Here is a 23,855-nt window from a genome sequence, read left to right on the forward strand (position 1 = left end):
GGCGGCGGCGGGGGAGGGGAAGGCGGCCCTGGCACGGCGTCAGCCGGGCGGGCGCGCCGTGAAACGGCCCGCCTTGTCGAGCACGTCCGCCGCGTGGACGCGCAGCGCCTGCTGGACCGCGAACTCCGCCATGTATGCGCGGAAGCCGTCCGTCGGTTCCAGGGCAAGGTTCACCATGCGGCGGTTGGCGGTGACGGCCGGGTCGCGCAGCAGCTCCAGGGCGCGCTCGACGGCCCGGTCGAGGTCCGCCGGGTCGACGACCTGGTCGACGAGTGTGCGGGCCTCGTGGTCGGTCGCACGCACCCGCCGGCCGCCGAGGATGATCTGCCGGGCCAGCCGGGGGCCGGTCACCGCGGGGAGCCGGAAGTCCGCCGCACCCGGGACGATCCCCTCCTGCGCGGCCGGCAGGCTCAGGTAGGCGTCGGAGGCCGCGAGCACGTGGTCCACCGCGAGCAGCAGCTGCATGCCGCCGCCGATCGCGAAGCCGTCCACCGCGGCCACCCACGGCATGTCGGTGAGCGGGTAGCGCCACGACGCCCCGTCCGTGCGCAGCCCGAGCAGCAGCTTCCGGAGATAGCCGAGTTCACGGCGCAGCAGGAAGCCGACGAGCGTGATCTCGCCCGCGTGCAGGTGCTTGAGGTTGATCCCGGCGCTGAACACCCGGCGGCCCGCGTAGCGCGGGTGCGTCATCTCGCCGCCCCGGACGAGCCCGATCTCGCAGCGCCGGTCCAGCAGCGCGAGGTCGACCGCGGTCTCCATGTCGTCGACCTGCTGCTCGTCCTCGGCGTTGAGCCGGTCTCCGGCGCACATGGTGATCCGGGCCACCCCCTCGCGCCGCTCCAGCCTCGTGCTCTCCAGCCGGACCACCCCGGTGGCCTCGAACTCCCCGAGCAGGCCCAGCGCGCGCTCGGTGGGCCGGAGCATGGAGTCCATCAGGTGGTCGCCGGCGGCCGGGCAGCGCAGCAGGCCGCGCAGGAAGACACCCAGGTCGATCTCGTAGCCCAGGCGCTCCCGCACCGGCGTGGCACGCTCCGCCCGCAGCTGCGCGGGCGTGGGCACCAGACCGGGCACCACGAACGCTGCGCCCTCCACCAGGCCGTCGAGCCGGAGCCGGCGGGTACGGTCCCCGGTGAGCCGGTCGTAGAGCGGCTCGGCGTGGCAGTCCAGGAAGGCGGTGCGCTGCGCGCGGGCGGCTTCCAGCGCCTGCTCGGTACGGGCGCGCGGCTCGCCGGTGCGCGGCCCGGGCTCCGGAAACGGCGGCAGCAGCCGGGCCGCCCGCTCGAACCCGTCCGCGGCGCGTCCCCGCACGGCGGCCGGCGCCTGTGCGTTCGACGTGCTCACGCCGTCACCTCGTTCGCCGCCTGGGTGCGCCGAAGCGAGCGGTCGCAGGCGGCCAGGTGCGGGCCCAGCGCGTCCTCGAAGCTCATCCACTGGGCGTCGAAGGCCAGTTGGCGGCGGATCGCGAGTTCGGGGCCGGACAGGCGGCGCAGCATCCGGGCGGCGGCCGCCAGGGTGCGCCCGGGGTCCTTGCTCACCTGGTCCACCAGGCACCGCTCCAGCGCCTCACGAGCGGTGATCGGCACCCCGAAGAGCACCGTGCGGCGCGCCGAGGCCAGCCCGAGCTGCTGGACCAGTCGGAAGCCGGCCATGCCCGGCCAGGTCCCCTTTTCGTGGAAGGACAGCAGCAGCCGCAGGTCCGGCGCCGCCACCCGGACGTCAGCCGCCAGCAGCAGGTCCAGCGCGGCACCGCCGCACTCCCCGCTCGCCGCCGCCAGCGTGGGCAGTCGCAGCCGCTCGAAGCGCCGAACGGCCCGCTCCCACTTCGTGACGGCGGCCACGTCGGACACCTTCGCCACCGCCTCGCCCGTCGGGGCGCCGGAGACGTACAGGGTCGCGAAATCGGCCCCGGTGGACTCCGCCTCGTCGCACAGGGCGGAGACGGCGTGGGCCAGTTCGGCCGAGATCTCCCGGCTGCCGTCCACATGCAGCGCGGGGCTTTCGGGGAGTGCGTTGACGGGCATGGCGGTCTTCCTTGCGTTGGGTCACCACTGGATGAGTGCGGATTCGATCGTTGAACCCGGGCCCATGGTCATGAGCACGCCGTAGTCGCCGGGGCGGACCACGCCTTCCTGCAGGAGCCGGTCGTAGGAGAAGAGGAACGAGCCGCTGGAGACGTTGCCGAAGTCGCGCAGCACGGTGATGGTGTGCCGCAGGTCGTGGCGGGTCAGCCCCAGGTTGACGGCCACCGCGTCGATGACCTTCTTGCCGCCGGAGTGCACCAGCCAGTGCGTGACGTCGTCGCGGTGCAGCGACGTGCCGGCGAGCAGCCGGTCGACGACGCCCTCCACGTGCGCGCCGACCAGGTAGGGGATCTGCGGGTCCAGGAAGAAACTGAAACGGTCCTGGTCGCGGTCCCAGTCGTAGCGCATCGCATCCATGGCGTCGACGATGGTGACGCCCGCGGTCTTCAGGATCCGGGGGCCGTCGAGGTGGCGGCCGGGCCCTTCCTCCTCTTCCTCGGGCCCTTCGCCACCGTCCGGGTCGGCCATGACCGCCACCGCCGCGGCGCCGTCGCCGAAGAGGCTGTTGACCACGGCCGTACGCATGGTGGAGTCCATCGTGTAGGCGGCCGAGCAGGCCTCCGAGCAGACCATCACGGCCAGCCGGCCCGGATTCGCCGCGGCCCAGTTGCCGACCACGGCGAGCGCGTTGAGCCCGGCGTTGCAGCCCATGCCGACGATGTCGGCCCGCGCGGTGTGCCAGTCCATGCCGAGCTCGCGGATCAGCAGCGCGCTCAGGCCCGGGGTGAGGAAGCCGGTCGAGGTCACGCAGCACAGGTACGCCACCTCGGACAGGTCGGCCCCGAGCCGCTTGAGGCACAGGGCCAGCGCGTCCGCTCCCATGTTCACGGCCCAGGCCTTGTGCTTGTCCAGGAGGTCGCCCTGGGACTCCCGGAGCCTGGTGCCGTCCGGCGCCGCCGGGGGCAGCACCAGCGAGCGCTGCCGGATGGAGCCCAGCAGGAAGACGGACCGCACCTTCCGGTCGGTGATCCCGAACAGGTCGAGCAGTTCCTCCTGGGAATAGTGTTCGGGGGGCACGGCGGTGCCCACGCTCAGGATGCGCGGGGCCGTGGCGATCAGTGCTCGGTCCAGGGCCGTGGTCATGGTGCGTCACTCTCCGTTCCGGTGCCGGGCACGTCCTTGCCGTGCGCTCCGTCACCGTGCGTCTCGCTGCTGAGCGCCTCCACGAACCGCGCGAGCCGCTCGACCCCCTCGGCCACCTGCCCGGGCGTAAGACAGCTGATGGAGAGCCGGATGTCCTGCTCGCCCCCGCCGTGCGGATGGAAGAACTCCATGGGCGTCCAGATCACGCCGAAGTCGCGGGCCGAGCGCTCCAGAGCCGCGGTGCCGGTACGGAAACCGGTGCGCAGAGTGAGGAAGAAGCCGCCGTCGGGACTGTTCCAGTCCACCCCCAGCTCCCGGCGACGCCCGTCGGGCAGCCACCGGTCCAACTGCGCGAGCGTCTCGGCCATGCTGCGGCGGTAGTGCTCGGCAGCCTTCGCGTTCAGGACGGAGAGCCGGCCGTCCGCGCTCAGCAGCGCACCCGCCACGGCCGCCTGGCTGAGCGAGGAGGTGTTGACCGTGACCATGCTCTTCACCTTCGCCAGGTCGTCCGCGAGCAGCCGGATCCGCCCGCAGCCGTCACGCACCTCCTGGTCGGCCACGACGTAGCCGACCCTGGCACCGGGGAACAGCGTCTTGGAATAGGTGCCGAGCTGGATGACGCTCCTCGACCCGTCGAGCGCCTTGAGCATGGGGTGGCGCGGCCCGGGGCCGCTCAACCGGTAGGGACTGTCCTCCAGGACGAGCAGCCCGTGGCGCCCGGCGAGTTCGAGCAGTGCGGTGCGCGTCGGCAGGTCCAGCGTGGACCCGGTGGGATTGGCGTGGTCCGGCACCACGTAGACCGCCCGCGGCCGGCGGCCCGCCGCGCGCTGCGCACGTACGGCCCCGTCGAGGTCCGCCACCACCAGCCGCCCGTCGCGCTCGGGCACCGCGACCACCGGGATGTCCAGCAGCCGCGCGGCCCCGATGATGCCGACATAGCAGGGAGTCACGAGCAGCAGCACGTCCTCGGGCGTCGCGAACAGTGTCCGCAGCGCCAGGAACATCGCCTCCTGCGCACCGACGGTCACCACGATCGACTCGGGCGCGACCTCGAGCCCTTCGTCCTGCCGCAACGAGTACGCAATCAGCTCCCGGATCTGCCCCGCGGCCGGCCCGTACTGGTAGAAGCCGCTGCGCACTTCCGCCGGCTCCGCGCCCCGGCTCTCCAGGTACTTCGCGTACCGGCGCAGGTGCGCATGGACCTCCTCGACCTCGAAGAAGCCGTCATAAGGACGCCCCGGTGCGAAGGACACCGCGTCCGGGTAGCCGAACGTGATCTCGTTCAGGAAGTTCATCCGGTCGAGAACCGGATCCTCGATGCTCGAGTGCAGCGTTGTCGAATCGAGCACCATGATGCCCGCCTTTCCGTGGACGAGCCGCCGTCGCCCGACGTGACCGTCACAGGAAGCGATGCGTGTCCACCGGCGGTTCGCCGGTATCGTCCTCCTGCTGCGTTCGGCCATCGGCCGGTTTCGACTTCGGCTTCATGACGGCCCCTCGGGCCCGGCCGCGGGCCCCGGTCCCCGGTAGCGTCACCGTGAGTGCACCAACCGCCCGGCGATGCGGGGCGTGGTGCCCACGCGCGAGAAAACGGCCGTCGAAGGACCGGGCGAGGCGACGCGAGGATGTCGAGCATCCGAGCACGCCCTGCCGCCACTTCGCGCCGGCCACGGATATCGAACGGATACCTGGAGCACAGGGCCCTGTCTGCTGTTTGTCCTCGTTCCAGTACGCGCCCCCGGGCAAGAGCCTGTCAAGCGCTGAGGGTTTCCGGGCCGCTACAGCCTGCTGCCGCCAGGGCCCCCGGGGCCGGTGGCGTGGTGCATGATCGACGCGTCGGGTCTTCGTCCGGCGCTTATTGGTCCGCGGCCCACGGGTCCACGGACGCGGACGCCGAAGAGCCGATCGCAACCCGGGACCGGCGCGTGACCGCCGGTCGGCAAACCCCTTGGGCGGGTGCATGGTTGACGCGGCCGTCGCGGACGTCCGGCGGATGAGGGACTGGAGCCCGGAGGTGGTCCGGACGTGGCGCCGTGGGCGCCGATTTCGCGGGCTTCAACCGGCGAGCCTTCCGGGTCCGGTTCGCCACCTGTCGGATCGTCATCGCCGACCAGGGCCGGGAGTCGATCTGGTCGTGTGGCGTGCGATCGCCGGTGCCCATCTGGTGCCGCTGGTTCGCGCCGGCGCATGCTTCGAGAACGGTGTCCTCGTCGAACGCGAGGAGCAGGCAGCTTGATCGGCTGAAGGAGCCACCAGCCGACCCATGGCTGAGCTGACCTGTCCTCAGCCAGGCTGATTTGGGGCGGCGAGAGCTTGGTGCGACTGGACTACCGCGCCCAGCGTCCCATGGTCGGCGCGGTGCCGATCAGGCACTCGATGCCGGTCGGGAAGCCGACGAGGGCGTAGGCGGTCAGACGCAGGTGGCCCTCAAGGCAGACCAGGTTGTCCTGCCGCTCTCCGACGAGGATGAGCGGAGGAAATCGCTCACCTCTGATGAACGCGTGGGCCGCATCGACGAACGGTTCGTTGGGCACGTCGAACGCCCGTAGACCTGCCTTGACGCGTGCGGCCGCGTCGGCCGGCCGGCGGCTGCCACCCGACAGTTCGACCCAGTAGGAATAGTCTAGGTAGCGCACGCCGGCCGCCTCGTCGGCGGACAGGAGTGCCCTGGTCCACGTGACGTGAACGGGGAAGTTCTCGAACAGGTCACGGTTCTCGCCGTACCCGCGCGTCGCGGCGAGCAGAGCGCGACGTGCGAAGTTCGCTCCAGCGTCGGACAGGTCCGGATGCGTCAGCAACTGCTCGGCCTGCCCGGCTGCCGCCAGATGAGACCGGAGGTTTCGGCCGAACCTGCCGCTGGCCAGCTCGCCGCTCAAGAAGCAGGCGACCATCTCGTCCTCACTGCTCACACCCAGTACCTGCACGACCGTCAGCATAGGACCGACCCGGCTGGGCACCGCTGATGGGGATGCCCGACCGAAACTCCCCAGGGTCTGCTCGACTCCCCACTTGGTTGACCGGTAAACGATGAGGTCGGGGCCGGGCCCCGGACCGCCTTGGCTCAGCCCAGCGCGTCCATCAGGGAGGTGACATAGGCATCCAGCCGCTCCTCCACAGTTCGTGTCGTCAGCTCGGTCCGTCCTGTCTCCCGCCACGGCTGCGCCACCCACTGCACTTCCTCGGAGAATGCCAATGGTTCCCGCACCTGCCAGTACAGCCGCTCGTCCGCGGCCGCGGCCAGCATCCCGCCGGCCTCCTGATACGCCTCGGTGAAGCGCAAGCCCCACGCCGGCCCGTGCAGCAGCGCGAGATTGGTGGAGCAATGCGCCACGTCGAGGTCCGCCGGGCCCCAGGAGGCCGCCGCCCAGTCGACGACGCCGGTGATCCGGGCACCGGCGGCACCGGCCGGGTCCTCGGGCGACAGGTCGAACAGCACGTTGCCAGGCTGGAAGTCCCGGTGCAGGAACCGCCCTTCGTAGCGCGGCGCCGGCCTGCGGATCACGTCGATCGCGGCGGCCCAGACCGCGGCGTCGGCGCCCTCGGGGGTCACGACAGTGTCGGCGGTCGTCAGCGCCACGTACTCCCGGGGCCGGACGGGCGGCCGCACCGCGTGGACCGCCACGAGTTGACGGGCCAGCAGGGGCAGGCGCGCCTCCAGCCCCTCGTCGTCGAGGACCGTCCGGCCCGGCAGGTGGGTCATGAGGAGCGAGGGGTACTCGCAGTACGCGGCGGTCGGATCGACGGCAACGAGTCCGGGAGCCCGCACGCCGGTTCCGGTGAGCGTGGTCAGGGCGTGGGCCTCCCTGTGCAGGAGATCCTCGGCCGGCCCCTGCCGGGTCGGGTCGACAAAGGAGCGCAGCACCAGGTGTCGGGTGCCTCCGTCCCGCGCGATGGTCAGCCTCCGCATGTCAGCGGTGGCGCCGCCGTGCAGCGCCTCGACTCCGACGATCCGCTCGCCGGCCTCCAGGTGCCGACTCACCCAGGCCAGTGTCAATGGTCGGACAGTCGCCGCCTCATCATGATGGGTCACCGTGCCACCTCATCATCCGGACGACGGCACCCGCGACCCCTTTACGGACTGTCCGCAAGTCAGCGCGGTGGAGGGAAAGTTGGGTGCGCAGGTCTGTCCGCACCCATAGCCCGGGGGTGGGGAACCTCAAAGAACCGTCACTGCAGCCTGCTCCGCGCGTCATCTCGTCCATAGGTCTTGACCATTGCTCCCTCGCCCGCCCGTTCCCACACTCGGGCGCAGGCCGCCGGCTGCGCCGCGGTCTGCTCGTCGCCGGCCCCGGGGCGGGGAGGAGGTTGGGCGGGCCGCAGGCCTCGCCGCGGGTGCGGGCGTCGGTGACGCGTGCTGTCAGGGGCGGACGGGCGGCGGGATGCGGGCCACGAGTTCCTGGGCGACCTGGATCAGGTCTGCGGTGATCTCGTGCGGGGACCGCTGCTGCCCGCCGCGCTCCCAGTGCCCGGTCACCGCGTCGATGACGGGGGCCAACTCCTCGCACCGTCCGTAGGCCTCCGCGACCTCGTAGAGGATGAGCGAGGTGCCCTCGAAGGGGTCGAGCCACCCGCCGACGATCTCGGTGGCCCACCAGCGGGCGAGCGCCAGGCGGCTCTCCCAGTAGCCTTCGGGCGGGTGGAAGCCGAATCCGAGCTCCTCCATCACTTGGCCGAACAGCTCCGAGGCCTGCTCGTGCTCGAGGCGGCTCAACGCGGCGAGGTGCAGCAGCGACGGTGTGTAGACGCCTGCGCTCAGGGCACGCAGTGCGGCTTCGACCAGGAGCTCCGGGTCGCCACGCCGGCCGTCGACCCAAGAGTGGGCGATCTCCCGCATTTCCCGCACTGCCTCGGCCACGGTCTCGGGGGGTTCGCTCGTCGACATGGCCGCATGCTGCCACGCACAGGAACGGCACGCCACATCGATACTGGGCCGTCACCGAGATGGACCGGCCCTACCCACGCGGCTCGAGGGCCGCGGTGCGGGACGCCGGTGGGTCGGGCCTCGCTCCAAGCCGACCTGGCACATGCCCAGGCCCGCAGTACGCGCCCGGCCGCCCGCCTCCGGCAGCTCGGGAGACGGCTCTCCCGGGCCATGGGCGTCCAGGTCCGGCAGGAATCGGGACGTGGAGCCGAACACGTGTCGGCGCCACCAGGTGGTTGCCGACAGTCACCGCGATGTGAGCTGGATCCCCTTGAGGCGGGTGCCGGATCGGGGTGGCCCGTGACGGTTCTCACGCGCTCCGCGCGCCTCCTACCCTTCCTAGTGGGTCGTTCACCGGTCCCGTGCGCCGCGTTCGCCCGGCTGGCCGCCGCCGCCGGCGTGCTCCCGTGCCTGCGGCCGGGCCTCCGTTGTTTTCGCAGGTCAAACCGATGCAATTCGCACAAAATGCCCCAGTTTGGTCAGGTTTGACCACCCGGGCGACGGGTACCGGCCCGCGTCCGACGGACGCGTTCGCCCGGCTGCGCTACGACGCCGCGTCGTAGCGGGCACCCCTTGGAGCCGGCCGCCGCCCCCGCTAACAATGGCTCAGTCGCCGGCTGCGACGGCGGTTCGATCCGCTGCCGCAGCTCCCGTTCGGCGGTCACCATTCGTGACTGCCCCGGTGCCGACTCCCGCCCGCCGGCCCTGTTGGGCCCGCCGAGCCGCGGGGCCAGGCGCCCCCACGATTGAGGTCGAACTCCCACATGCCCGTGATCTCCGCCCGCATGCGCAAGTCCGCCGCCCTGTTCACCGCCGCCGTCGGCATCGCCGCGATCGGCGCCGCCATCGTCCCCACCGCCGCTTCGGCCGCCACGCCGCAGTCGCTGGCCGCGAGCATCGTCCCCGCCGACCAGCTCGCCTCCTTCGACCAGATCATCTCCCACGAGAGCGGCTGGAACGTCACCGCGACCAACCCGTCCTCGGGCGCCTACGGCCTGGCCCAGGCACTGCCGGGCAACAAGATGGCCTCCGCCGGCGCCGACTGGAAGACCAACGCGGCCACCCAGATCAAGTGGGCCTACGACTACATGAACGGCCGCTACGGCAGCCCGAACCAGGCCTGGGCCTACTGGCAGATCCACCACAACTACTGACCGGCCCCACCCGCCGATCCGCCGGCCCACCCACCCATACAGCCCACGCACGTTGCCGCTGCTCTGCCCTCGTATACGTGGTCCGACCGGCCCCGCCTCAGGCATCCAGAGGGGAATCGCCCGCTCGCCGAGGGAGCGGTCCCATGCACGCCGAAGAACGGGCCCGGTCTGCCGAGGCACGGAAAGGCAAGGCACCGGCCCGCCGACCCCAGGCCGCGAGCCCGGCGCCGCCCCCGGGCCTCCCTGCGCCGCAGAGCACCGCCGGCAACGCGGCAGTGGTCCAGATGCTCCGCCGGACCGGAGCCCGAGGCCCTGGAACGACACCGGCACGACGCCGACTGCCACCACCGGCAGACCGGGCACCCCGTACTGCGAACTACTCGATGGCCGCCGGGGTGACGGGGGTGAAGAAGTTGACGAGGTTGCCGTCGGGGTCGCGGAACAGCAGTGACCGGTTGCCCCAGGGCATCGTGGTGGGCCCGTTGACGAAGTCGGTCAGGTTCCGGTGAACGCGGTCCACGTCGTCGACGAGGAACTCGATGATCACGCTGTGGTTGTCCGCCGGATGGGCAGAGCCCGGGGCGAACAACGGGACGGTGCGGGTCCCGGCGATCGCGAGGCTGGCGCCCGCGGTCCTGAGTCCGGCGAAGTCCTCGGTGGCCCACGTCGCCCGTGCCCCCGTGGCTCGCTCGTAGAACTCGACGAGGCGCGCCACATCGCCGGTGATGATGCGGATCGAGACGAAGTCCGTACGGGATCGTCGCCCATGCGGGCCGGTGGTATGTCATGGGCGAGGACGCCCGGATCGGTGAGGACCGGACCTTCCGGCTCGATCGCATCGCAGACGCGAGGACCCTGCCCGGCTCGTTCGAAACACCCGTGGGGCCCGGGGCGGCACAGCGGGTGCTGTCGGCGTTCGCCACGGCCGAGCACCGGCATGAGGTGACCTTGTGGATCCACGGGACGGTCGGGCAGATCCGCGCCCACTTTCCCGCCGGCGTCGCGAGCCTGGAGGAGCACGCACCCGTGGCGGGCGAGGACGGGGCGACCGAACGCTGGCTGCGCGTCGAGCTGCGGGTGAACGGCTCGACTGGTTGCCTCCGGTGCTCGCCGGGCTCGGCCGGCCGTTCGTCATCGAGCGCCCCGATGAACTGCGCAACCTCGTCACCGCGCTCGCCGATCGCCTCACGTCCTACGCCCGCCAAGTCTGACAGCGGGGAACCGAAGATGACACAGCCAACGGGCGTCGGCCCGGGAACGGCTTCTGCCATCCGGAAACCCCTCGAGGACGAGCACCACGACGACGAGTCGCCCGCCGCGGCCGGACCGGCCCGGGCCCGGCGGCCACCTCGCCGGGCTGCCCGCCGATCGACTTCGACTGTGGGCCGCTGAGCTGCTAATATTCATCCCGTCGCGAGGGAGATGATTCCTCGTCAGGCGTCAGCGGTGCTACCAGAGCACGTCCTACTTTCAGTAGGAAGAGTCCGTGCGACCCGGGCCTGGCGCTCCACCGTCGGGCGGGGTCCGGCACCTAAACAGGTGCCGGACCCCGCCCGCGTTTACCGGCCGTTCGCGGATCAGGTCCGCGACGCCTGTCGGAGGATACCGACGATGCGGCGGCCATAGCTGCGCGGAGTGCCAGACCTTGACGGACTCTTGTGAGCGAAGTGTCCGGCAGCGCCCCTCGCCCGGTGGCCGGGTTCCCGATCCCTACGCGTCGGACGGCCTCGATGCGGTACGGCCCGACCGCGCACGGATCGGCGACGGACAGCGGTTTCATCGACGGTCCCATCGGCAGGGTGCAGGTCACTGCCGGAAGTGACGTGAACCCACTACTGAGGTTTTCGTGCGGTTGTCGGGTGGTGACAAGTAGTGATCCCCGGTATGCCGGTGGTGCGCGGTACGCGCAGGGTGGGTGCCTGACCGCTGAGCGGCGGGCGTTTCGTGAACAGGTGCGACTTGAAGCCGCGGCCCGGTTCGAGGCGGGTGAGAAGACCTCGGCGATCACCCGTGACCTGCGGGTCAGCGAGCGGTCGTCGGGATCCCGTTCGGCTGGGCCAACCCGAAGCTGATCCCGATCTCGCTGATGCCGCTGGGCCGCGAAGTGGCCCCTTCCGATGAACCGTTAGCTCGCCGCTACTGACGTCAGTGTTTCAGGGCGACGGAGGCAGTCGAGCGGGCCCGGCTCCAGGGACGGAGCTGTTCAGGACCTCGCCTGAACGTGGGTTGCCCGGCGACCACAGGTCCCTGAGCAGTGCGAAGAGGAAGAGGGGTGACGAACGGCAGGTCGGCTGGCCACACTTGACCCGTGACAGCTGCCATCATCACTGCCAGCGCGAGCATCCTCGTAGCGGTGCTCGCTTTCCTCCTCGGCCAGCTCGCTCAGATCCGACAGGAGCGCCGGCAGGCGCGCCTCGCACGGATCAATAGCCAACTCCGGGACCTGTACGGGCCCCTCAACACCTTGGTGGACATGAACGAGCAGATCTGGGAGGCATTACGCGCGACGATCCTGCCAGCGCAGGCCGATAGAGCCCCGGAGGCGGGGGCAGCGGAGTGGCGAAGGTGGCGGGATGAAGCCCTCATGCCCACGAACAGACGAATGCGAGACCTGATAATCGATCATTCGGATCTGATTATAGAGTCCGAGGTTCCTCGCCCTTTGCGTGAATTCTGTGCCCACGTCCTATCCTTGGAGGTAGCTATCTCCGAGGAACTGGGCGGCAAGTACGAACGATCCTTGATCACACATCCCGGGCGAGAATTCACGGATCATGTCAAGAATTCGTTTTCGCGCTTGAAGGAGCGGCAGCACCGTCTGCTCTAGTCGGCCGGCTACTTCACTGTGGATCTTCGATGGGATCGGACCGCTGGGGAAATTGGGGATGATCTCTCAGGCGAAGGCATTGTGGGCAGCATATTCCATATCTCGACGTCTTGGGCTGATGTTTGTCCGACAATGATTTTTCGGTCTTCCTGCCCCCCGGGCAGTTCTTTCCGAGGATACAGCGGGGCGAGTTCGGATGATCCTTCGTCAGCGGGTGCCGGCAGCAGCCGAACCCCCTGTCGATAGAGGTGTAAGAGGGGAAGCCTTTCAGGCGGAAGAGGGTCTTCAGTGCCAGGATGCTCAAGAGGTCCTGGTCCTTGAATCGACTGAGCATTTTCCAGTGCTCAGCGGTCTGCAAGTAGGCCACGCCCTCGTGGTCGAAGCAGATCACTGAGAAGTACTCCTGCGAGATGCGCCCACGCGGAAAGTGAAGAGCCGCGCAGAGTTCTATCTGATAAGCCTTATATGCAGCCTTCAGGCTGGGTGAGTGAGAGAAATAGCCAAGGACTCTCTCAACGTACGTGATTTCAATCCAGCGGCGCGGGAGGAGTAGCACGACGTTCTCCAATGGAACGGATGCGGCAACCTGCTGCAGCTCCCACTCCGTGTAGTCTCCTTCGCTGAGCTGCACCATGACCAGGGCCGCCCTTGGGATCAGCTCAAGAATGGTCGCCCGCCAGTGCTCATTTTCCGCGTACAGGCGCCTCGCCCCCACGCGAGGCAGTCGTTCGCCCGGCTCTCCCAACGCAACGACCTCACCGTATGCACGCCTCATCAGCATGCATAGAAGTTCCTCTTCGGTATATGCGTATGCCTCATGGGTCGCATCTGGCGCCCCGTACTGAAATGCCGAAGAAGACCGGTCGTTCCGAAAGCTGCGCAAATAGAGGGCGAACTGTCCGTGGATGTCTCTTGACGATTCGACAGGCTCCGCGAGCAGGCGGCGTCTCGTCCGCCCCAGCCAGTAGGGAATCCGCTCCAGAGAAAATAATCTCTGGGCAAATATGAAGCACATTAGGAAAATCGGGGCGCTATAGCGGGATGGAATCGGTATCAGCTCATGGGATATGAATGTGAGGAGGAGGATGCCGAAGCCCTCGTTCAGGTTCAAGCTGAGCATCCAGGACAAGAAGCCGATAACCCTGACCGGCTTGCTGGCACATCGGCGCAATACCCTGCGAAGCTGGGGCTTCAACCCGCCTCCCTTGCGAGTCGCCCACGGCGGCAAGCGCCGGAACGCCCCAGGAGGCGAGCCAGGACGTTTCCGATGCATCGTCAGTTTCCATCTCTCGGATCCTAATACGTCAACCGCTGGAGCCAGGTAGGGTGGTTACTGAGGTCTTCAGGGCGGGGTCGGTGGATCGAGTGACAGACCGGTGCCGGTCAGGCATCCCTCGATGAGGGCCGACTGGAGCTGGATGTGCCGCAGGCCTCGGCGGAGGGCGCGGGTGAGGTGGTCGGCGTCGGTGAAGGCGGTGTTCGCCATCGGGCCGCGCCGCAGGAGTGACCAGAGTCCTTCCACCGGGTTGAGGTCCGGTGCGTAGGAGGGCAGCTGGAAGACGGTGAGCCAGTCGTGCTCGGCTGCGTACTGCTTCATGCCGGCGGCCAGGTGCGTGTTCAGGTTGTCCCACACCAGAACAATGGGACCGCCGAGCTGGATGTGCGCGCGGACGGCGAGATCGCGGTAGTCGGTCCAGGCGAAGCTCTTGCGGGCCCCCTTGAGCGGGTGGTGGAAGCGTGGCCGGTAGATCATCCGGCTCTTCTCGCCGGGCTTGTAGCAGTACAGCGCGGCCACCGAGATCCGGCGGCGGGAGCGTCCCCGGACACGGACGACGGGCGTGTGTCCGCGTCGGCCCCAGGTACGGGCGCGCGGCGGCGTCATCGCGAACCCGGCCTCGTCCTCGAAGACGATCCAGGCTCCGAGCGCCGCCGCGGTGCTTTTACCTGCGGCCACACCTCCTGCTTCCACAGCTCCACCGCGCGCTCGTCCCGCTCAAGCGCCCGGCGGGCCGGGGCCTGCCAGGACCAGCCGTGCGGCTTCAGCAGCCGCCACACGGTCGCGATCGACAGCTGCATCCGGAACCGGCGGCCGATCACCGCCTGGACCCGGCCCAGAGTCCACCGCTGGCCCTCGAACCCGTGAGCGGCAGGCCCCTTGCCCAACTCCTCCTCCAGCTCGGCGAACTGGTCCGCCGACAGCCTCGGCACACTCGCGGGACCGGACGAGCGCAGTGCCTCGGTGCCGCCCTCACGCCAGGACCGTCGCCAGCGCTCCACCGACCGCTCACTGACCCGCAGGTCACGGGCGATCACCGAGGTCTTCTCGCCCACCTCGAACCGGGCAGCGGCCTCAAGCCGCACCTGTTCACGAAACGCCCGCCGCTCAGCGGTCAGGCCCCCACCCTGCGCGTACCGCATACCACCGGCATACCGCAGGGATCACTACCTGTCACTACCCGACAACCGCACGAAAACCTCAGTAACTCACTTCCGGGAAAGCGATCTGACGGGGAGAAGCGATCGACGACTGTGGGGCGCGCACGCGAACCCGTCCCGCCCGGAAGGGCAGGACCGGACGGGAGCTTGCCGTCAGTTCCTGGAGGTTGACGACGTAGTGCTCCGGGCCGCGTCCGGGGCCCGGTATCGGCTCCTGCTGTAGCCGCTCGTCTCGTACCCGCGATCAGGAGTCGATACCCACCTCGCCGAGCAGGGGCTGCCGCAGCCGGGGGCTGCGGCAGCCCGAGGGCCGTCCACGACCACCTCTCCGACACCCTCGCCGAACTCCGGGCCACCAGCCGAGCCGAAGGCTGGGCCAGGGGTCAGCCGACGGACTCACGCGGGTCGATGCGGTAGGCGAAGGGCAGGGTGCCCGGGTCCAGGGCGGTGGCGCCGCCGTCGACGGTGAGGGTCGCGCCGTTGACGAAGGAGGCAGCCGGGGACAGCAGCCAGGCGATGGCCTCGGCGACCTCGCGCGGGTCGGCTGGACGACCCGCCGGGAGCAGCCGGGTGGCTTCGGTGTAGGCCGCGCCCTCGCCGGCGTCGCCGTCGCCCAGCTGCGCCTCCTCGGCGAAGCGGGCCATCCGGCGGTCGGCCATCTCGGTGCGCACCCAGCTGGGGCACACCGTGTTGGCCCGCAGCCCGCTGGCGCCGTAGTCGACGGCCAGTGAGCTGCACAGCTGCAGCAGAGCCGCCTTGGACGCGGCGTAGGCGGCGTTGCGCGTGCCGTTGCGCAGCGCCGAGACGGAGGCTACGGCGACGACGGCTCCTCGGGCCCGCAGCAGGTGCGGCAGGGCCGCCCGCATCGTCAGGAACGGGCCGGTGAGGTTGGTGCGCAGCACCAGGTCCCAGTCCTCGTCGGAGGTATCGCCGACGCCGCCGCCGCGGCCGACGCCCGCGTTGACCACCAGTCCGTCGAGGCGCCCGTAGCTGGCGACGGTGCTCTCCACGAGGTCGCGCACGGCGGCGGGGTCCGTCGTGTCGGCCGGGTGGGCCAGTGCGCCGGTCTGCCGGGCGACGCGTTCCAGCGGCTCGCTCCGCCGCCCGGAGACGACGACTTCGTGGCCGCCCTCCCGCAACAGCCTCGCGGTGGCCGCGCCGATTCCCGTGCCACCCCCGGTCACGATCACAACTCGCTGCTCCGTCACGGGCCTTCCCCTCCGATCGGCCACCAACCACCCCTGCTGTCCTAGCTGTATCACGAATCGACAACCGGCCGAGTGGTAGGGCGCGGAACAGGCCCCGACGCCGCCGAGGCCTGTCACCAGCACGCCGGCTGCCGGAGGGGCGTCGGCGACTACGACGTCATGCCGGCCGTGTTCGACCCCGAGGAGGCGATGGCCGAGGGGGTGCCGCAGCTGCACGGCACGGACGACCCCTTCGTCCGGGATCCGGTCCACAACATCCTGCTGGAGATCCATTCGCACATCGGTGACGTCGATGCCGGATTCGCCGACGCCGACGTGATCCACGAGGGCACGTACTCCTCCCCGCGCGTGCAGCACGCGCACCTGGAGACCCACGGCTCGATCGCCTGGATGGAGGACGGTCGCCTGAACGTGCGTACCAGTTCGCAGTCGCCTCCTCAGCAGCATCACGTAGGTCACCCGCGACGGCGATTCCGGCAACACAACCTTCTGAACGGCCAACTCGGGCGCTCGACCGGGCACATGCGAATGCATTGCTCTCCCGCATGAGCCGGCCATCCCGGTCCCTGCTGTCGGCTGATCGGGGAGGCCTACTGGCAGCCGAGATCGGAGCCCGCGCCGCTGCCCAGGACCGACTGGAGGATCGCGTGCATGCCGATCTCTCCGGCGAGGTCGTCGGCCGAAGCCGCTTCCTGGCCTCCCAGACCGCCGACCGCCTGGAGATCCGCCGTCCCACCGACTGGCAGTACGTCCAGCGGGCGGAGCGCAGCGGAACCGCACCGGGCGGACGTGGCGAGCAGTGGGGTGCTCACTCGTCGTACAGGTTGTACAGGCATGAAAGGGCGACGACACAACTCCGGGTCCAGATGCGTTGCGCCGTCGCCCGCTCCTGGTGGTCGTCGCGCGCCGGGTAGCCGAAGGCGCCGGTGGGGTGCTGCTGGCAGAGCAGGAAGTCGGTTCCGTCGCGGGTGATCCGGTGATCGGCCCAGCCGAGCACCCCCAGCCCTTGAATGAGCGCGGCGACCTCCTCGAGTCGGTAACTCCGGCAGGCGGTCGGCAGCGCGGCCGCGAACCGCTCCGCGACGGAATGCCAGGCGGAGGCGTCGTCGCCGAGGCGAAGCGGTTGGCCGTCGGCATACTGCGCCAAGGCCACGGCAGTGACCGCGGGCGCATGGTCCTCGGCCAGCAGGCTCGCGGGGTCCGTGGAGGCGAGGAGGGAGTCCGCCTGCTGCGCGGTGAGTCGGCCCAGGTCCTGAAGTCGCCGGACTCCGCCGGCGGCGGTCGTGGGAACGGCGGTGAGTCCGGTGAGCGCTCCTGCCGTGTCCGTCAGGAACCGGTCGAGGGAGTCGCAGGCCAATTCGCAGGCCGACAGGCCTCGCGCGCACTCGGCAACCGCGTCGACGCCCTGCTTCCCCCAGGCCACCGGTTGGGCGAGGGCGCTTTCGGCACAGTGCACGAGATGCGTGAGAGTCCGGGCGGCGAGTTGAGGCTCTCCCACCGAGCGTGCGGCTCGCGAGGCCGCGCCCGCTGCCGGAACTGCGTCGTCGAAGGGCAACTCGAGAGCGTCGTCGGTCAGCCAGGCGATGGCACGCCGGATCGCAGCTTCAAGTCGTCCCTTGCCGGCGGACCGGGGAGGTGGGGGGCTCGGCCGCCGGATCACGGCTGCGTCGCGGGCGATGTGGCCGGCCAGCGCTGCGACGATCGTGGTGTGGTAGCCGGTGGCCCAGCCTCGGTATTCCGCATCGCCGTTCTCGAGTTCCGGCGGGAGGACGCCCTCCGGCCCGGCAACCCGCCCGCTGGGTTCCTGTACATCGGCGAGAAACGCCCATGCCCGTTCCGTCTCGGGTGAGTCCCGGATCCCCAGGCACAGCAGGCAGCAGAGCAATTCGGCGACGAGGTCGGCGTTCTCCCTCTGGCGGCACAGAAGGCTGAGCGCCTCCAGCAGTTCCACGGCCTGCGGCAGATCGAATCCGGTGGGCCACCGGGGGACACGCCGACCGAAATCGGTGGCGTAGAACACAGTATGCGTGATCGCGTAAATATCGCCATCGCTCAGCTTCAGCACGGACGGATTCGCGCAGAGCAGGGAGAAAGACAGTACAGCGTCGGCCACCGGCATTCCGTGATCGATTCCGGCCAACTCCAGCGTGTGCAGCAGATCCAGCTGCCGAAAGGGAACTCGCTCGAAACAGGCCGCATAGCGCCCGGAGACCGCTTGGCCGATGAGGCGCTCGAATTCGCTGTCGCGCTGCCCGCACAGCCGCTGTGATGCATACGTGCCCGCATACAAGAGCAGGGCCCGCTCGTCGCGTGCGACGAGCTCACGGTACGAGGCTCGAGCCGCCACCGCGGTGACCTGGTCGAACAGCATCTGGTAGTCGGCGTCGTCGAAGGATCCGGACTCCGCCCGGGCGCGCAGTCCGACCAGCAACGCGACCTCGACGAGCGCCTTGCGGACGAACAGTACGCGCCCCTCATCGGCGGCGTCAGGGTCGAAGCGGGTGCGGTGCGCGGCCAGCCAGGAGACCGCTCCGTGTTCCACCATGCGCCACATGTCAGCCACAGCCGCCCCCTGATGAGTCGATTTCACCTGGCCTTGCTTTTCGCCTGGCGAGCCCCGGTACGGAGCGGTCCGAAACTAGGCCTGCGCAGATTCCTCGGCCACGGACGGGACGACGAGCACGTACTTGTCCCAGGCCAGTACATAGCCGGAGATTTCTCCGAGCGCGGTGGTCGCACTGACCAGCTGCTCCAGAGTGGTGTCCATGTTTATCAGCCGGCTGCTCTGGAGGAACGTGAGAGCGGCCCGGGCGTCAACAGCGGGGCAGTTGGTCATGGCGAACCTCCAGTGAGGGCGTGACTCCACGGGTTTCTATCCCGCGAAATACTTATTCTCGATAGTGTCAATGGTTTGCGGGGATGTCATCAGCGAATGCGCGGATTCACCCGAACGGGCCATCATGAATACAATATTCCAATTATCCTCGCTGGGCGGATTCACGAAGACCGCGTGCACGAAGACCGCCGGGCCTTCTTCGCCCCAGCCTGCCGCCAACTCGCGATCTGCCGCTCGGGTGAGATGACCACCACTTCGTAGACCAACCCGGTCCAGAGCGCCCGCAAGTTCGACTACATCTTCAGCAGCAGTGCCGACTTCACCACGGCGCAGGCAGACACCGGCATGGTGACGGACGGCGGCCAGGACGTCAGCTACCAGGACCACTTGATGTACCGCACCACGCTGAACCGGAGCCCCGACAGCCAGGCCCCGCCGGCCCCGCAGGTCTTCGACAGCCCGGCCACCGTCGGCTCCGCCAACAACTGGGCCAACGCCGTCAGCCGCACGGCCGGCGACTTCACCGGCAGCGGCGGCGCGGACATGGTGCTGCGCTACGCCAACGGCACCGTCATGCGCTACGGGCGCAAGAGCGACGGCAGCTTCGACGCCGGGCAGCAGCTGGTCTCCGGGAGCAACGGCTGGTACGACGCCGCGAGGGTGACCGCCGGCTACTTCAACGGGGACGGCCTCGCCGACCTGCTGCTACGCGGCGTGGACGGCTCGGTCACCGTTTATCAGGGCACGGGCGGCGGCGGCTTCGCGGCGGGTTCGCAGATCACCGACGGCCGTGCCTGGTCCACCTACCTGCACCAGCCGACCTTCAGTTGGAAGGCCGTCGAGGACATTACGGCGGGCGACTTCACCAAAGACGGCAAGGCCGACGTCGTCCTGCACTGGATCAACCAGTACGACTCCAAGACGCCCGGCGGCGGCCAGACCGAGCTCCTCGCCTCAACCGGCAACACCCCACAGCTGTTCGGCGCGCCCAGCGTGCTCAAGTGGGCCTCGCCCGGTCGGTGGACCAACAACACCGACACCCTGGTCGCGGATGTCGACGAGGACGGGAAGGCCCATCTGATCACCCGTCAAAACCGCGGGGCGACCATCTACTACCTCGGCAGCGGCAACGGCGGCTTCGGGGCCGGCCAGGAGATCGGCGGCACCGGCAGCAGCTCACGCCGGACATCCAGTGACCGGGCTGGCCGGCGGGACGGCGCACACCCTCTCGGTGACCGCCGCGGACCCGTCCGGCAACCGCTCGGCCGCGACCACGTAAGCTTCACGGTCGCCTGACCGGGTAACCGACCCCGAGCACGCCCCGGACCAGGCAACTGGCCCGGGGCGTGCTCGCGTGCGGAGCCGATCTCGTCAAGACGGACATCCAAGCTTGACTCGGCGGGCGGGATCGGCGTGGTGACTCCCTGAGCGACGGAGGTCGAGTTCGCGCTTCCGGGCGTCTGCGAACTCCGTAGGGTGCCGGCGGTGCAAGCGCAGCACCGCTCGGACAGCCCGGGCGCTCGATCATGGCGCGCCGTCGTCCGGGAAGCGGTTTCAGAAGTTGATCCGGGGCTGGAGCCCGGTCCAGGCTTGGTTGGCGCCGCCGTGGCAGGTCCACTGGCGGACGGGGGCGCCGTCGTCGGTGCGCCAGTCGGCGACCTCCAGGCACTTGCCGGTCGCCTGGTTGCGCGGTTCGAAGGCGGGGGTGTAGCGGGGGATCTGCTCGGCGTGGGCGGTGCCCGGGGCAGCCACCGGAAGGGCGATGGCGAGAGCTGCGGCGAGGGCGAGCAGGGCGGCGTGGGTGCGGTGTCTCCGGGTGGGGGCGGGACCGGTCACGGCTGTCCTCCTGAGGTGCGATGGGTGGGCGCCGGGCCGGGAAGGCGAGGAGCCGGTGCCCGGACTCCCCGGCGGCGTCGAGGAGTTGGACCGCCGCGTCCTCGAAAGAGTTGTGCGGAGCCCGAGGGAGCGGAAGGGAGAGCATCCGGGTGGCGAAGACCACGGTCTCCTCAATAGGTGTTATCTCCGCCGAGCCCGGCGGTCTCCTGTGATGTCGGCGCAAGAGGCGTCGGCTGGTCGGGGTGGCGCGCGTGGTGGTACGGCGCGTAGTCGCTCCAAGCGGCCAGGAGAACCCAAGGAGCCTGTTTCATGCAGTCTGTTCGTCCAAGGCAGATGATCACCGCAGTCCTGGCCGCCGGAGTCATAGGCGCCGCGCTGAGCGCGTGCGGTCCGCAGAACGGCGGATCCGTCACGGACACGGCAGGTGCCGCCCCGGCGAAGGCGGCGGCGGCCGTCTCCTCCCCGTCGGCGTCCGCTTCCGCGGCCAGCCGGGAAACAACGCTGCCTCCCGCCCCGCCCGCACCGACCACCCCGGTGGCCACCAAGGACCCTTCCAGCCCGGCCACGGCGAAGACCTCGACCCAACCGCCGGGCCAGAACGGGACCCAGGCTCCGACCCAGGCCCAGACCCGGACTTCGACCGGAGCACCGGCCAAGGCCCAGCCGAACACGGACAGCGCGGCGTCGGGCAGGACCCCGGCGAACCCCGGCCACACGACATCCGCCCCGGCCCCGGCCCCGGCGAACCCCGACACCACCGGGCCGGACCGGACCGCGGGCAGCGCCGAGGCGCTCTCGTTGAAGCTGATCAACGAGGAGCGTGCCCGCAACGGTGTCCCGGCCCTCGTCGTCAAGAACGACCTGACGGAGTTCGCCGCGAACTGGGCCCGCCACATGCGCGAGACCGGATTCGCCCACTCGGAGAACGCCTCCGGTGCCGGACCCAGCCTCACCGGCAGCCGGACGCTGACCGGAGAGTGCATCGTGATGTGGAGCGACGCCTCGCTCACCGGGGACCAAGCCGCGGAGCAGTTCCAGAAGATGTGGACCGAGTCCCCGGGGCACCACGCCGCTCAGATCAACCCCCGCTACACGCAGATCGGCGTCGGCCTCTACCACGACTCCAGCGGTTGGTGGGGCGTGCACGAGTTCGCGGGCTGACACGAGAACCGGCCACACCGAGCGCGGTCCGCGCTCATTGATTGTGACCAGGCACAGTGTGTCTGAACTGGGGTTATCGGTTAGTACTCCAGTGTGGTTTTGTGATCTCGTGCCCGAAGCGGGTTGTGGCTGAGCGCGCTTACTGTCACCAAGGGAAGCGGCAGGTGGCGTTACTCGCTCCGGGTGGGCTCGGGCTGGAGTGCGGTGATGAACTGCAGGAGGCGTTCGTTGACCAGCTCGGGCCGCTCCAGGTTGAGGCCGTGGCCGGCCCGCTGAACGATCTCGGCCTGAACATTCGGGATCAGCGCCGTGACCCGCTTCAGAACATGGTGCGGCCGGAGCAGGGCGCTTCGGCGTCCGAGCAGGACGAGGGCGGGCAGCTGGATCGAGCTCAGTTCCTCGTCGGTGAACGGTCGGGCCGCGGGACGGGTGTTCGGCTTGTAGGTCCGCATGCCCAGCATCAGCGGAGCGATCATCCGGGGCGGTGAGCTGAGGGCGGGGTTGGCGAGCAGGCGCCCCAGGGCGGGTCGGAACGGGCGCGGGGCGAGCATTCCGAACAGCCCGCCGATCATGTGGGCGTAGAACCGCGCGGGGACCTTCTCGATCCCGCCCGGGTCCAGCGGGGCGATGGACGCGAGGCGCTCGGGTCCGTGAATGCCCTGGTTGAGGGCCAGCCATCCGCCGTAGGAGAGGCCGACCAGGTGGACGCGCTGCAGCCCGAGTCCGGCGAGGACCTCGCCGAGCCAGGCCGCGTTCTCCTCGGGACCGGCCGCGACGGCGCGTTGCACGCTGCGGCCGGGATCGTCGAGGGTGTCGATCGCGTAGACCGGGTGGTTCTCGCCCAGGGCGGCGATCTGCGGGTACCAGTTGGAGGCGTGTCCGGCGTGGCCGTGCAGGAGCACGATCGGCTCGCCGGTCCGGGCCCCGTAGCGGTGGACGTGAACGGTGCCGTAGCCGGTTTCGACGTCCAGTTCTTCGCGCGGGCTCGGCCACAGCTCCATGGCACGGTCGTACGCCTCAAGGAACTTCCTGCGGGCTTCCTCGCTGACGAAACGTCCGACGCTCGTCCTGGTCATGGTTCCTCCCGACACGCGAAACAGCAGGACTTGATGGTATGTTTGTACCATAAAAACGTTCGGAGGGAACCCGATGCCGAAGCTGGTGGACCACGAGGAGCGACGGGCCCAGATCATCGACGCCCTGCTCCGCGCGGCGGCGGACACCGGGCTGCACGCCGTCACCATGCGGTCCGTCGCCATCGAGGCGGGCATCTCGGTGCGGCTCGTGCAGTACTACTTCGACACCAAGGAGCAGCTGCTGCTCGCCGCGATCAACCGCCTGACGGCGCGCATGGGCGAGCGGGTCCGCGACCGGGTGAGGACCGCCGGCTCCTCGCCGGCTCCGCGCGCCATCGTCGAAGCGGTCCTGCTCGAAGCCGTGCCCACCGACGAGGAGAGCCGGATCTTCCACCTCGTCCACACCGAGTACGCGGTGCTCTCCATCACCGATCCCGCCCTCGGAGGCCAGCCGTTCCTCGCGGCACCCAACGAGATGGAAGGGTTCCTGATCAGCCGGCTCGCAGCCGCCCAACAGGCCGGGGACGCCGATCCGCACCTGGACGCCCGTCAGGAGGCCGTCGTCCTCCTGTCCGTCTCTGCCGGCCTCGGCCTGAGCGTCCTGCTCGGCCAGCGCACGGCGGACGACGCGACTGCCGTTCTGCGCTACCACCTCGGTCGACTCTTTCCCGGTTCGTGAGCCTCCACGGGGTTGAGTCAGGCCGCCGACCGACCGCTGGTGCCATGCATGGCAATCACGGGTTGTGTGGACTCCTGAAGATCGCGCGACTGCCGCGGGTCATGGCATAGACGCCGGCCGCCGGCGGGCGATGTTCGACCAGGCCATGGCCCGGATCGCGGGCCGCTTCAAGCGGGTGGAGCCGCGGGCCACCGCCCGTGCCTTTGAGTTCGCTCTGCTGTCGGGCGTCGAGCGGAAAGAACTGCTGGCGTTTGGCAGAGCAGGCCGGCCATTCCCGCCCCGGGCCGATGCAGCGACTGCTTCTATCCCGGCCCCGACTTCCGCTCGGGCTCTGCGAAACGGGAGGACCGGCGGCTACCATCCCGGTCGAGGCGTGGAGTCCCACGCTGTCGGGGTGGGACGGGCAGTAGGGGGAAGGCGTGCGCAACGCCCGGTGTCGTCATCGATGTCTCCAATGTGTGCTGGTCCGGGAAACTCCCCCCGCTGGGACGCCGGCACCCCTTGCTCAGGCGGCTGTTCCTGGTCCGCGACGCCTGGCGGGAGCAGTTCGGTGCGAA

The 23,855-nt window shown here is 69.7% G+C and carries 25 protein-coding genes and 1 pseudogene; 7 read left to right on the forward strand and 19 right to left on the reverse strand.

Annotated features, from left to right (window positions below; all coding sequences use genetic code 11):
• Positions 1–39: 39 nt before the first annotated feature.
• The 7 genes from dpgC to ACIBEC_RS31910 all read right to left on the reverse strand — a co-directional run bounded on the left by dpgC (position 40) and on the right by ACIBEC_RS31910 (position 8,046).
• A complete protein-coding gene (gene dpgC / locus ACIBEC_RS31880) occupies positions 40–1,341 on the reverse strand; it encodes a (3,5-dihydroxyphenyl)acetyl-CoA 1,2-dioxygenase DpgC (RefSeq protein ID WP_360509479.1) in 1,302 nt (433 codons plus the stop codon).
• Positions 1,338–2,021 (reverse strand): enoyl-CoA-hydratase DpgB, encoded by a 684-nt coding sequence (gene dpgB, locus ACIBEC_RS31885; protein ID WP_360509481.1) that lies wholly within the window; start codon positions 2,019–2,021, stop codon positions 1,338–1,340. Before dpgB ends, dpgC begins: the two co-directional genes overlap by 4 nt.
• A gap of 21 nt (positions 2,022–2,042) precedes the next feature.
• A complete protein-coding gene (gene dpgA / locus ACIBEC_RS31890) occupies positions 2,043–3,164 on the reverse strand; it encodes a 3,5-dihydroxyphenylacetyl-CoA synthase DpgA (RefSeq protein ID WP_360509483.1) in 1,122 nt (373 codons plus the stop codon).
• The gene (locus tag ACIBEC_RS31895; protein ID WP_360509484.1) at positions 3,161–4,516 is read right to left on the reverse strand and encodes a PLP-dependent aminotransferase family protein; all 1,356 of its coding nucleotides are present in this window, start codon (positions 4,514–4,516) and stop codon (positions 3,161–3,163) included. Before ACIBEC_RS31895 ends, dpgA begins: the two co-directional genes overlap by 4 nt.
• A gap of 975 nt (positions 4,517–5,491) precedes the next feature.
• Complete coding sequence (locus tag ACIBEC_RS31900; RefSeq protein WP_360509485.1) at positions 5,492–6,088, reverse strand: hypothetical protein; 597 nt, start codon at positions 6,086–6,088, stop codon at positions 5,492–5,494.
• Between the two features lie 137 nt (positions 6,089–6,225).
• Positions 6,226–7,194, reverse strand: a complete 969-nt coding sequence (locus tag ACIBEC_RS31905; RefSeq protein WP_360509487.1) for a phosphotransferase — start codon at positions 7,192–7,194, stop codon at positions 6,226–6,228.
• Positions 7,195–7,521: 327 nt separating this feature from the next.
• Positions 7,522–8,046, reverse strand: coding sequence for a hypothetical protein (locus ACIBEC_RS31910; RefSeq protein WP_360509489.1), 525 nt, complete (start codon positions 8,044–8,046; stop codon positions 7,522–7,524).
• A gap of 803 nt (positions 8,047–8,849) precedes the next feature.
• On the opposite strand from ACIBEC_RS31910, the gene ACIBEC_RS31915 reads away from it, so the two are divergent.
• Positions 8,850–9,239: a transglycosylase SLT domain-containing protein gene (locus ACIBEC_RS31915; RefSeq protein WP_396289488.1), complete on the forward strand. Its 390-nt coding sequence runs from the start codon at positions 8,850–8,852 to the stop codon at positions 9,237–9,239.
• A 376-nt stretch (positions 9,240–9,615) separates the two neighbouring features.
• Here ACIBEC_RS31915 and ACIBEC_RS31920 read toward each other — a convergent pair whose 3' ends face one another.
• Positions 9,616–9,954: a VOC family protein gene (locus ACIBEC_RS31920; protein WP_360510162.1), complete on the reverse strand. Its 339-nt coding sequence runs from the start codon at positions 9,952–9,954 to the stop codon at positions 9,616–9,618.
• Between the two features lie 35 nt (positions 9,955–9,989).
• On the opposite strand from ACIBEC_RS31920, the pseudogene ACIBEC_RS31925 reads away from it, so the two are divergent.
• Positions 9,990–10,450 (forward strand): annotated as a pseudogene (locus ACIBEC_RS31925) (WYL domain-containing protein); the annotation flags it as partial.
• A 1,097-nt stretch (positions 10,451–11,547) separates the two neighbouring features.
• The gene (locus tag ACIBEC_RS31930; RefSeq protein WP_360509678.1) at positions 11,548–12,066 is read left to right on the forward strand and encodes a hypothetical protein; all 519 of its coding nucleotides are present in this window, start codon (positions 11,548–11,550) and stop codon (positions 12,064–12,066) included.
• Between the two features lie 13 nt (positions 12,067–12,079).
• Here the strand turns inward: ACIBEC_RS31930 and ACIBEC_RS31935 are convergent, their stop codons facing one another.
• The 4 genes from ACIBEC_RS31935 to ACIBEC_RS31950 form a co-directional block, all read right to left on the reverse strand.
• Positions 12,080–13,177: a hypothetical protein gene (locus ACIBEC_RS31935; protein WP_360509676.1), complete on the reverse strand. Its 1,098-nt coding sequence runs from the start codon at positions 13,175–13,177 to the stop codon at positions 12,080–12,082.
• Positions 13,178–13,408: 231 nt separating this feature from the next.
• Positions 13,409–13,948, reverse strand: coding sequence for a transposase (locus tag ACIBEC_RS31940; RefSeq protein WP_360509680.1), 540 nt, complete (start codon positions 13,946–13,948; stop codon positions 13,409–13,411).
• Positions 13,945–14,484 carry a winged helix-turn-helix domain-containing protein gene (locus ACIBEC_RS31945; RefSeq protein WP_360509674.1) on the reverse strand — a complete coding sequence of 180 codons (540 nt, stop codon included), beginning with the start codon at positions 14,482–14,484 and terminating at the stop codon, positions 13,945–13,947. The genes ACIBEC_RS31940 and ACIBEC_RS31945 overlap by 4 nt, the downstream gene beginning before the upstream one ends.
• Positions 14,485–14,885: 401 nt before the next feature.
• Entirely contained in the window at positions 14,886–15,710 is an 825-nt protein-coding gene (locus ACIBEC_RS31950; RefSeq protein WP_360509672.1) for an SDR family oxidoreductase, read from the reverse strand.
• A 168-nt stretch (positions 15,711–15,878) separates the two neighbouring features.
• Between ACIBEC_RS31950 and ACIBEC_RS31955 the strand changes: the two genes are divergently transcribed.
• On the forward strand, positions 15,879–16,259 hold the full coding sequence (locus ACIBEC_RS31955) for a molybdopterin cofactor-binding domain-containing protein (protein WP_360509670.1): 381 nt from the start codon (positions 15,879–15,881) through the stop codon (positions 16,257–16,259).
• 41 nt (positions 16,260–16,300) lie between these two features.
• Here ACIBEC_RS31955 and ACIBEC_RS31960 read toward each other — a convergent pair whose 3' ends face one another.
• From ACIBEC_RS31960 to ACIBEC_RS31975, 4 genes are all read right to left on the reverse strand, one after another.
• Positions 16,301–16,522, reverse strand: coding sequence for a hypothetical protein (locus ACIBEC_RS31960; protein WP_360509668.1), 222 nt, complete (start codon positions 16,520–16,522; stop codon positions 16,301–16,303).
• On the reverse strand, positions 16,519–18,264 hold the full coding sequence (locus ACIBEC_RS31965) for a DUF6895 family protein (protein WP_396289501.1): 1,746 nt from the start codon (positions 18,262–18,264) through the stop codon (positions 16,519–16,521). Before ACIBEC_RS31965 ends, ACIBEC_RS31960 begins: the two co-directional genes overlap by 4 nt.
• An 84-nt stretch (positions 18,265–18,348) precedes the next feature.
• Positions 18,349–18,477 carry a hypothetical protein gene (locus tag ACIBEC_RS31970; protein WP_360509665.1) on the reverse strand — a complete coding sequence of 43 codons (129 nt, stop codon included), beginning with the start codon at positions 18,475–18,477 and terminating at the stop codon, positions 18,349–18,351.
• A gap of 105 nt (positions 18,478–18,582) precedes the next feature.
• Entirely contained in the window at positions 18,583–18,933 is a 351-nt protein-coding gene (locus tag ACIBEC_RS31975) for a hypothetical protein (RefSeq protein WP_360509663.1), read from the reverse strand.
• Between the two features lie 3 nt (positions 18,934–18,936).
• Here ACIBEC_RS31975 and ACIBEC_RS31980 point away from each other — a divergent pair, with 3 nt between their 5' ends.
• Positions 18,937–19,842, forward strand: a complete 906-nt coding sequence (locus ACIBEC_RS31980; RefSeq protein ID WP_360509661.1) for a VCBS repeat-containing protein — start codon at positions 18,937–18,939, stop codon at positions 19,840–19,842.
• Between the two features lie 258 nt (positions 19,843–20,100).
• On the opposite strand, the gene ACIBEC_RS31985 is transcribed toward ACIBEC_RS31980, so the two are convergent.
• Positions 20,101–20,382, reverse strand: a complete 282-nt coding sequence (locus ACIBEC_RS31985; protein WP_360509659.1) for an RICIN domain-containing protein — start codon at positions 20,380–20,382, stop codon at positions 20,101–20,103.
• Positions 20,383–20,552: 170 nt separating this feature from the next.
• Positions 20,553–21,194 (reverse strand): hypothetical protein, encoded by a 642-nt coding sequence (locus tag ACIBEC_RS31990; RefSeq protein WP_360509657.1) that lies wholly within the window; start codon positions 21,192–21,194, stop codon positions 20,553–20,555.
• Here ACIBEC_RS31990 and ACIBEC_RS31995 point away from each other — a divergent pair.
• Positions 21,181–21,543, forward strand: a complete 363-nt coding sequence (locus ACIBEC_RS31995) for a CAP domain-containing protein (RefSeq protein ID WP_360509655.1) — start codon at positions 21,181–21,183, stop codon at positions 21,541–21,543. The two genes, ACIBEC_RS31990 and ACIBEC_RS31995, sit on opposite strands and share 14 nt — an antisense overlap.
• A gap of 170 nt (positions 21,544–21,713) precedes the next feature.
• Here ACIBEC_RS31995 and ACIBEC_RS32000 read toward each other — a convergent pair whose 3' ends face one another.
• A complete protein-coding gene (locus ACIBEC_RS32000; protein ID WP_360509654.1) occupies positions 21,714–22,619 on the reverse strand; it encodes an alpha/beta fold hydrolase in 906 nt (301 codons plus the stop codon).
• Between the two features lie 73 nt (positions 22,620–22,692).
• Between ACIBEC_RS32000 and ACIBEC_RS32005 the strand changes: the two genes are divergently transcribed.
• Positions 22,693–23,298, forward strand: a complete 606-nt coding sequence (locus ACIBEC_RS32005) for a TetR/AcrR family transcriptional regulator (protein WP_360509652.1) — start codon at positions 22,693–22,695, stop codon at positions 23,296–23,298.
• The last annotated feature ends 557 nt before the right edge of the window (positions 23,299–23,855 follow it).

This window comes from Kitasatospora sp. NPDC051164, assembly GCF_044455625.1.
Classification (GTDB): Bacteria; Actinomycetota; Actinomycetes; order Streptomycetales; family Streptomycetaceae; genus Kitasatospora.

Excerpts from the sequence above, each read along its gene's own strand:
- dpgB (WP_360509481.1), bottom strand. The coding sequence starts at position 2,021 with ATGCCCGTCAACGCACTCCCCGAAAGCCCCGCGCTGCATGTGGACGGC.
- dpgA (WP_360509483.1), bottom strand. The coding sequence starts at position 3,164 with ATGACCACGGCCCTGGACCGAGCACTGATCGCCACGGCCCCGCGCATC.
- ACIBEC_RS31895 (WP_360509484.1), bottom strand. The coding sequence starts at position 4,516 with ATGGTGCTCGATTCGACAACGCTGCACTCGAGCATCGAGGATCCGGTT.
- ACIBEC_RS31910 (WP_360509489.1), bottom strand. The coding sequence starts at position 8,046 with ATGTCGACGAGCGAACCCCCCGAGACCGTGGCCGAGGCAGTGCGGGAA.
- ACIBEC_RS31915 (WP_396289488.1), top strand. The coding sequence starts at position 8,850 with ATGCCCGTGATCTCCGCCCGCATGCGCAAGTCCGCCGCCCTGTTCACC.
- ACIBEC_RS31940 (WP_360509680.1), bottom strand. The coding sequence starts at position 13,948 with ATGACGCCGCCGCGCGCCCGTACCTGGGGCCGACGCGGACACACGCCC.
- ACIBEC_RS31945 (WP_360509674.1), bottom strand. The coding sequence starts at position 14,484 with ATGCGGTACGCGCAGGGTGGGGGCCTGACCGCTGAGCGGCGGGCGTTT.
- ACIBEC_RS31965 (WP_396289501.1), bottom strand. The coding sequence starts at position 18,264 with ATGTGGCGCATGGTGGAACACGGAGCGGTCTCCTGGCTGGCCGCGCAC.
- ACIBEC_RS31970 (WP_360509665.1), bottom strand. The coding sequence starts at position 18,477 with ATGGACACCACTCTGGAGCAGCTGGTCAGTGCGACCACCGCGCTCGGA.
- ACIBEC_RS31980 (WP_360509661.1), top strand. The coding sequence starts at position 18,937 with ATGTACCGCACCACGCTGAACCGGAGCCCCGACAGCCAGGCCCCGCCG.
- ACIBEC_RS32000 (WP_360509654.1), bottom strand. The coding sequence starts at position 22,619 with ATGACCAGGACGAGCGTCGGACGTTTCGTCAGCGAGGAAGCCCGCAGG.
- ACIBEC_RS32005 (WP_360509652.1), top strand. The coding sequence starts at position 22,693 with ATGCCGAAGCTGGTGGACCACGAGGAGCGACGGGCCCAGATCATCGAC.